This is a genomic window from Aneurinibacillus danicus, assembly GCF_007991215.1.
Lineage (GTDB): Bacteria > Bacillota > Bacilli > Aneurinibacillales > Aneurinibacillaceae > Aneurinibacillus > Aneurinibacillus danicus.
In genome coordinates this window covers 1-7837 of the sequence record NZ_BJXX01000094.1, presented here as the reverse complement: position 1 = coordinate 7837, position 7837 = coordinate 1, and the positions used below count along the sequence as shown (strand labels likewise).

General features: G+C 46.7%; 7 protein-coding genes. All 7 read left to right on the top strand.

What is annotated here, in order from left to right:
• The first annotated feature begins 84 nt into the window (after positions 1-84).
• The 7 genes from ADA01nite_RS10925 to ADA01nite_RS10895 all read left to right on the top strand — a co-directional run bounded on the left by ADA01nite_RS10925 (position 85) and on the right by ADA01nite_RS10895 (position 7665).
• Entirely contained in the window at positions 85-978 is an 894-nt protein-coding gene (locus ADA01nite_RS10925) for a DMT family transporter (protein ID WP_146810001.1), read from the top strand.
• A gap of 270 nt (positions 979-1248) precedes the next feature.
• Complete coding sequence (locus tag ADA01nite_RS10920; protein ID WP_146810003.1) at positions 1249-1929, top strand: GntR family transcriptional regulator; 681 nt, start codon at positions 1249-1251, stop codon at positions 1927-1929.
• A 245-nt stretch (positions 1930-2174) separates the two neighbouring features.
• Positions 2175-3194, top strand: coding sequence for a zinc-dependent alcohol dehydrogenase (locus ADA01nite_RS10915; protein WP_246147306.1), 1020 nt, complete (start codon positions 2175-2177; stop codon positions 3192-3194).
• A 19-nt stretch (positions 3195-3213) separates the two neighbouring features.
• The gene (locus ADA01nite_RS10910) at positions 3214-3975 is read left to right on the top strand and encodes an SDR family oxidoreductase (protein WP_146810000.1); all 762 of its coding nucleotides are present in this window, start codon (positions 3214-3216) and stop codon (positions 3973-3975) included.
• A gap of 74 nt (positions 3976-4049) precedes the next feature.
• Positions 4050-5114 (top strand): TRAP transporter substrate-binding protein, encoded by a 1065-nt coding sequence (locus ADA01nite_RS10905; RefSeq protein ID WP_146809999.1) that lies wholly within the window; start codon positions 4050-4052, stop codon positions 5112-5114.
• A gap of 282 nt (positions 5115-5396) precedes the next feature.
• A complete protein-coding gene (locus ADA01nite_RS10900) occupies positions 5397-6431 on the top strand; it encodes an anthranilate phosphoribosyltransferase (protein WP_146809998.1) in 1035 nt (344 codons plus the stop codon).
• 244 nt (positions 6432-6675) lie between these two features.
• Positions 6676-7665: an MBL fold metallo-hydrolase gene (locus tag ADA01nite_RS10895; protein ID WP_146809997.1), complete on the top strand. Its 990-nt coding sequence runs from the start codon at positions 6676-6678 to the stop codon at positions 7663-7665.
• Positions 7666-7837 lie beyond the last annotated feature (172 nt).

The window sequence follows — 7837 nt, the reverse complement described above, 5'->3', positions numbered from 1 at the left end:
ATTTTCACAGAAAAAAATACCCGGATTACAAATGACCTGAGATGCTGTAATTACCATAGCGACGGGAGATAAGGAGGGACAGTCATGCCTTTGGGCTATTTTTTAATATTTCTATCGGCGACAGGGTTTGGATGTATGCCCATTTTTGTTATCTACGCGTATGAAAATAACGTTAGTTTAACAACCATTTTATTTTTGCGCTTTGCCTTTGCTTCGATTTTTTTCTTTCTCTATTTACTTGTGAAAGTGAAAAAATGGCGGATTACCAAACATCATTTTGTATCTTTCCTTGTATTAGGCGGACTTCTTTATACCTTGCAGTCCTATTTTTATTTTTCATCCGTTAAATACATACCCGCCTCGTTGGCAGCTCTATTGTTATATTTGTATCCTGTGTTTGTCGCAATTCTTTCGTCTGTTGTTAACAAAGAAAAAGTATCCAAGCAATTGCTCATATCCATTCTCATTTCCCTATCCGGTATCGCTTTTGTGCTGGGTTCACCGACTGAAAATATCAATTTTACAGGTATTCTATTGGCTGTTGCTGCTGCCGTTGTGTATTCTTTTTATATCATCTTTGGCGGGCGGGTCGTTTCACAGGTCTCACCTGTAATCACCAGTGCTTTTATTGCGTTATTTGCCTCCCTCTCTTTTTTAATCGGCGGATTATACACCGGTACGCTGCACTTTGCATTCGCTCCCATGGGATGGCTTTCCATCGCGGGTATTGCTCTTTTTTCAAGTGTGATTGCCATGTTGACCTTTTTCGCTGGCATGAACATTACGGGTCCTACGAAAGCCTCCATTTTAAGCATGGTGGAACCCGTTATCACTGTTGGCCTTTCTACGTTGATGTTTCAAGAAAAAATGTCGATGTTACAAATGATAGGCGGCTTGATTGTTTTGGCAGGGGCTGTCCTTGTTGTATTATCTAGAGAGAAGACGCCTCGTACGGAAGGGACGACGCTGTCCGGCTAGATTCAGACTGGTCGCCTTGAGTTCGGGGCTGTTAACAAGCTACTTGATAAACCGAAAAGACACGATGTAGGAATGGAGATAAAATGATCTTATCCTATTATCGTACCTTTTCATTAAAGAAGCACATCTCATAAGAGGCGTGCTTTCTTTTATAAACAGCATTTACAAAATTCAGATAATATATTACAATTGTCAGTAGCTGTATACTTGTATACAACTTAAAGATATCAACTAATCTTACGTACTACTTGATAGGAGCGTCGAATGGAAATGCAGTATCCCTCTTCTTGGCTGCAAGGGGCTTCGCTTGGCGAGCGGATTTCTTGCGAATTACGGTTGCAAATTATAAAGGGTGTCATTCAACCAGGTATAGTATTGTCCGAGAATCAGATTGCAGCGGAATTCGGCACAAGCAGATCGCCGGTGCGAGAAGCCTTGAAAACGCTCTCAACCGAAGGATTAATTCGTCTTGAACGCATGGGAGCCGTTGTCTTAGGCTTAACTTCGAAAGACATCGAAGAATTGTACGATGTTCGCTTTCTTATCGAAAATTTTGTTTTGCAGCGCCTTGCTAAAGACCCTCATGAAAATCTGGTCGCTACGCTCAATAAAATCATCGATAAAATGGAATTTGCTGCGAAGTATCATGATTATGTAGAGTTTTCCTACCAGGATTTGCACTTCCATGAAGTGATGATCGCAGCGGTCAACCACACAAGAATACTGCATTTATGGAACGGGATTCGGCATATTGTGCTTACAGCTCTGCTGGTGGCAACCGAAAAACGGTTCGCAAAACATACGCAAGGAGCCGCAACCGTCATCAACAATCATCGTTCCATTGTAAACGCTCTAGTGTCAAAAGACGCTGCCTATATCGAAAAGATTGTGGAGGCGCATTTTGAAGATACACGAAAAACCGTCAGCGATAGTATTTTCCATACCGAATAGAAACCCGGTAAAACAAAGGAACCAGAAAAAGGGGGATAACTTACATGGCTACATCTATGTGTTTTCTACCGAACATACATAGAACTGTGTAATCAATATCTAAATGGGAATGACAGTGATACCTGAGCTTCAGTTCTTTTCTTTTACACAACTTGTCGACAAGTATACAAGTAGTTGAGTGTAATTGTAGCACACGTTGTTTTCGCTTACTAGTAACTACATACACGCGTTGGAGGTGCACAAACATGACAATGATGAGAGCCGGATTGTATGTTTCTGAAAAAAACGTAACGATGGGTGAATTAGACAAGCCCAGATTAAACAAAGGGGAAGCGTTGGTAAAAGTGTCGTATGCCGGCATCTGTGGAACGGACATGATGATTTATTTTGGCAAGCACCCCAGAGCCAGAGCCCCTCTGGCAATGGGACATGAATTCAGCGGCATCATCGAGGACATTTATGGCAACTCTTCTTTTGCTCTGGGAGATAGAGTGGTAATCGAGCCTACCCTTAGCTGCGGAACATGTGAAGCCTGCATGTCAGGACAATCCCACGTATGTAAAACGCTGCGGCTCATCGGAATTGATGGCCACGGTGGATTTGCCGAATATGTAGCGGTGCCTCTGCACCGGCTTCACCTGATTCCTGAAACGCTCTCCGATGCCCATGCATCCCTGGCGGAGCCTCTCGCCGTAGCGGTTCACACGGTACGCCGTTCTTCGCTAAAGGTCGGGGACAACATTGTTATCCTGGGCGGCGGCCCGATTGGTCTGCTTATCGGATTGGTGGCCAAACGGGCGGGCGCCGAACAGGTGATTGTCTCTGACATTAGCCCATACCGTTTAGCAAAGGCAAAAGAGCTCGGATTGACTGCTTTGGACGCCAGAGAAGGCAATGTAAACGAAGAAGTGTTTGCGCTTACAAATAATATTGGAGCTGATATCGTTTTCGAAGTGGCTGGTGCACCGGCGACCGCCAAACAGATGACGGACATCGCGAGAATTCAGGGACAAATTGTCGTCGTCAGCGTGTTTAAACAGGCACCGGTGGTTGATTTAGCAGCCATGCATTTCAAAGAACTCTCTTTAATAACAACACGATGCTATAGTCGGAGCGATTTTGAAAAAGCAATCCGGATCATGGCAAACGGGATGATTGATGTATCCCCCATTATTTCGCACCAGCTTCCCCTCGAACAAATCGCTGAGGGATTTGCCTTAATGGAAAATCCGGATGTATCCTTAAAAATTCTCATTCACCCATAAAGAAAGGAAGTGCATATACATGGTACTCGATTTATTTAACCTTAATGGAAAAGTGGCAGCCGTGACAGGAGCGACCCGCGGCATCGGACGCGCAATCGCTCTCGCTCTGGCGGAAGCAGGAGCGGACATTGCCCTCCTGCAGCGCTCACCCGATCAATACGAGGTGAAAGAAGAGATCGAGAAACTGGGAAGAAAATGCGAGATTATCCCCTGTGATTTAGACAACGCCGCGCAGGTAAAAGAAGCCGTACCCGGCGTAGTGTCCCGTTTCGGAACGATTGATATTTTAGTAAACAATGCGGGCATTCAACGTCGCTCTCCTTCCATCGATTTCGCGGAATCAGACTGGGATGATGTGATTCAAGTCAATTTGAAAACAGTGTGGCTCTTGTGCCAGCAGGCCGGACGCTACATGGTGCCCCGGAAACAAGGAAAAATCATCAATCTGGCTTCCCTTCTTTCCTATCAGGGCGGAATTACCGTCCCGGCTTACGCTGCCGCAAAAGGAGGTGTGGCCCAACTCACAAAAGCATTGTCCAATGAATGGGCACAGCACAATGTCAACGTCAACGCGATTGTCCCCGGCTATATCGCCACCGATATGAACATGGCCCTGCTGAACGATTCGACCCGAAATTCTCAAATTCTCGACAGAATTCCGGCCGGACGCTGGGGAAACCCGGAAGACTTTAAAGGAACCGTCGTATTTTTAGCCTCCGATGCATCCAATTATGTTCACGGTCACCTGCTGGCTGTCGACGGCGGATGGTTGGGCCGGTAACTTTTTGGGCGGGGGTAAATAAATCATTCACATCTTAATCTACTTCATCAACTTGTTTACGAGGGGGAGAATTTATGAAAAAAGGAATAAAAAAAGCGGCTATTTATCTGATTATTTCAAGTATTATTCTTACTGTTTTCGGCTGCGGAAGTCAAAAAACTGTTGAAACATCCGCTAAAAATAAAGCCGAACCAGCCGATAGCATACAAGAACGGAGGTTTAAGCTCGGAGTCGGCCTGGATGAAAAGCATTCCGAAGGACAAGGCGCGCAGAAATTCAAAGAGATTGTTGAGAAAAACAGCAATGGGAAGTTTAACGTAAGTTTATACTACAACAATCAATTGGGTGACGATAAACAAACGATCGACAATCTTATAGGAGGCACACAGGAACTTGGGGTGATTTCCACCTCTCCGCTGGCTTCCACAGTTAAAGAATTCGGCATCTTTGATTTCCCGTTTGTCTTTAACAATGAGCAGGAAGCGTATACCATATTGGATGGCGAGGTAGGAAAAACACTGCTGGACAAACTTCCTTCTCACGGATTAATCGGATTAGGCTATTGGGAGAACGGTTTCCGCAATCTAACAAACAGCAAACACCCGGTCTCTACCTTAGAGGATTTTAAGGGATTAAAGATTAGAACGATGCCCAATAAGGTGCATCTCGATGTATTTAGTGCTCTGGGGGCAAATCCGACGCCGATGGCCTTTTCTGAAGTTTTCACCGCGCTGGATTCTAAAACCATTGATGGACAGGAAAATCCGCTGCCAACAATTGAAATCCATAAATTCAATGAGGTTCAGCCTTATCTGAGCATGACCAATCATGTCTACACTCCCTTTATCTTCATGGCCAGCAAAAAATTCTGGGATGGGCTTTCTGATGAAGAGAAAAAAATCATCCAAGAGGCCGTGATCGAAGCCGGAAAATACCAGCGTGAGCTGAACATTGAACAGAATAAAAAATCGCTTGAAAACTTGAAGGCGGCAGGAATGCAAGTAAATGAGGTCTCAGATGAAGAAAAAGAAAAAATCAAAGCCGTTATAAAGCCGGTTATTGAGCAACACTCCAAAGAAATCGGGGAAGATCTGACACAAAAAATGTATGCAGAAGTGGAAAAAGCACGCAAAAAATAAAGCATGTTTCTCTTAAAACCTGTCCAAAGCTATCATCCCGACAGGTTGTAAAGCTGTCGCGGGACCTTGACAGCTTATTTTTTTTGAGGCACCGCAAGGCACACGGACTAAAGCTTGATCTTCATCGAAGTCGCCCTTTCATTTACGAAATTAACTGTGGCATTGTAATCTTCCCTCCCTCTCTCGAAAATACCAACAAAACAAGTAGACAAAGTTTATATTTTGGTGCTATAGTACAAAACAATAACGATAATCGAATAAGACAAGAAGAGGTGGAGCCAGATGAGGGACCTATTAAAAGAAGTTGCGCGAGGAAAAAAAGGAGCAAAAGACCTGCCTTACGAGCAAGCCCTGTGCGGTGCCCGGATGATCATATCCGGCGAAGCTACGCCTGCGCAGACCGCCGCGTTTTTTGTAGCGGAGCGAATCAAGATGGAGACGGCGGACGAGCTGCTTGCGTTCGTTGAAGCGCTGCGGGAACGCACCGAGCAACATCCCATTCCGGGAAGCGTCGATTGTGCCGGTCCGTATGATGGACGGAAGAAGTCGTTCTTCGTAAATTTCCCGGCCGCATTCGTTACGGCTGCCTGTGGCGTACCCGTTACCCTGCACGGCGGCGAATCCTTACCACCTAAATGGGGCATTACTCTCTCTGACATTCTAGGCACGCTGGGTGTGCAGGCTCAAGGAAACAAACAAGCATTTATCGAAGCCGCCCGTAAAACGGGCGTATTGTACGTCTACGCAGAAACCTGGAACCCGGCGTTATCGAGCCTGCGGCCGCTGCGCGAGGAATTGGGGTTTCGGACGATGCTCAACACGGCGGAGAAATTTCTGCGGTATTCAGAAGCGCCGTATATGGCAGCGGGCATATTCCACGGCACGGTATTCAAGAAGATGGCAGAGGTGATGACGCGGCTGGGTGTGCGGCGCGGCATTGTGGTGCAGGGTATGGAAGGTTCGGAAGATGTGCCGATACACCAGAGCACACGAGCGCTGCTGGTTACTGAAGATTCTCATGAGCTGTTTATTATTGACCCGGAAGCGCTGGGCGTACAGGCGGAAGTACCAGAATTGGAATGGACACCAAAATTGCAGGCCGACATCGCCCTGCAGGTGCTTCGGAATGAAGCGGAACTTCCTTTCGTCAATCTCGTTCTCTTAAATAGTGCCGTCCGGCTGTGGGTTGCAGAAAAGGCAAGCTCTATTGAAGAAGGAATCGAATTATCCAGAAACGTTATTGCGGAAGGCAAAGCGCTGGCCATGTTTGAAACATGGGAAGCTGCCATTCAGCAGTATTCCAACATCGTTTCATAGAGTTATCTCTTCAAATAGGTCGGGTCAGGAACCCGATTCCTGACCGGCTTTCTTCGTGTTAAACATCCTTGTCTCCTCCCTTCGTGTTGTAGGAAAACTTTTTTCCCGCCTTCATTGTAATTTGTAACAAAAGATGCTCGTCAGCATTTATTATGAATGGATATTTCTCCCGTATCATGTTACAGTTTGAATATACAAAATATTTGAGCGAGCGTTCGTTCATTCATTAAGGAGTTGATCTATTATGCCTGCTTCTCCGATTCAATTTTTCCAGCGTACATTTCCCAGTGCTAACATGGTGCTTCTGCACGGAAAGCAGCCTATCCTTGTTGATACGGGGTTCGGCAGCGACACCGCAACCACAAAGCAGCTTCTCACAAGTGCCGGCGTTGCCCCTGAATCTCTCTCCCTGATTGTCAATACGCACTATCACAGCGATCATGTCGGCGGCAATTATGAACTACAGACAAGATACGGCACTCCGATTGCCGCACACCGCTGGGAGGGCGAAGCAGTCAATGCCCGTAACCCCGAGGCTTGCTGTGCAGAATGGCTGGACCAGCCGGTAGAGCCGTATACGGTCAACCGTATGCTTTCGGACGGGGATGAGATGGATACCGGCAATGTGCTTGTGCAGGTGCTGCATACTCCCGGCCATACACTGGGACATATCGCACTGTATGCTCCGGATTTTCAGACACTGCTGTGCGGTGATTTGTTTTACGGGGATGATATCGGCTGGATTAATATGTTCCGCGAAGGGGCGGCTGCTATGCAGTTGAGTATAGAAAGCCTGGACCGAATGCGCACTCTTCCCCTGAAGCGCGCCTACTCAGGACACGGCTCTGCCATTGAAGATCCAATAAGAGCAATCGACAACGCAAGACGGCGCCTGGAAAAATGGTTGAGCGCGCCGGAAAAAGTAGCCTGGCATGCCTGCAAGCGTATTTTCGCCTACTCGCTCATCATACTGGACGGCATAGCGGAAGAAGACGTACCCGATTACCTCCTAAGCTGCGGCTGGTTCCACGATTTCAGCCGGCATGTATTCAAAACGGAGGCCCGTGATTTCGTCGAACCTCTCATTGAAGAAATGCTTCGTTCTAAAGCCGCCGTCCGGCAAAATGGTCGGCTTATTGCAAGCGCACCGTACAATCCACCGGATGCCAGGTGGGCCCCTTTGCTTGTTCGTCCAAAGCAATGGCCTGTCCCTTCCGGTATACCTTCTCTCTAATAAATCTGTCCACTTACTTCGCTACCGCTATAAAGCAAAAAGCCGTTCCGATATCGGAACGGCGGTACTCCTTATTCGGAATATTCCAAAACCAATTATTACGACTTAGAGTGACGGTGGCCGCTAGAATGACGGCGACCGCTAGAATGACGGCGACCGCTAGAATGACGGC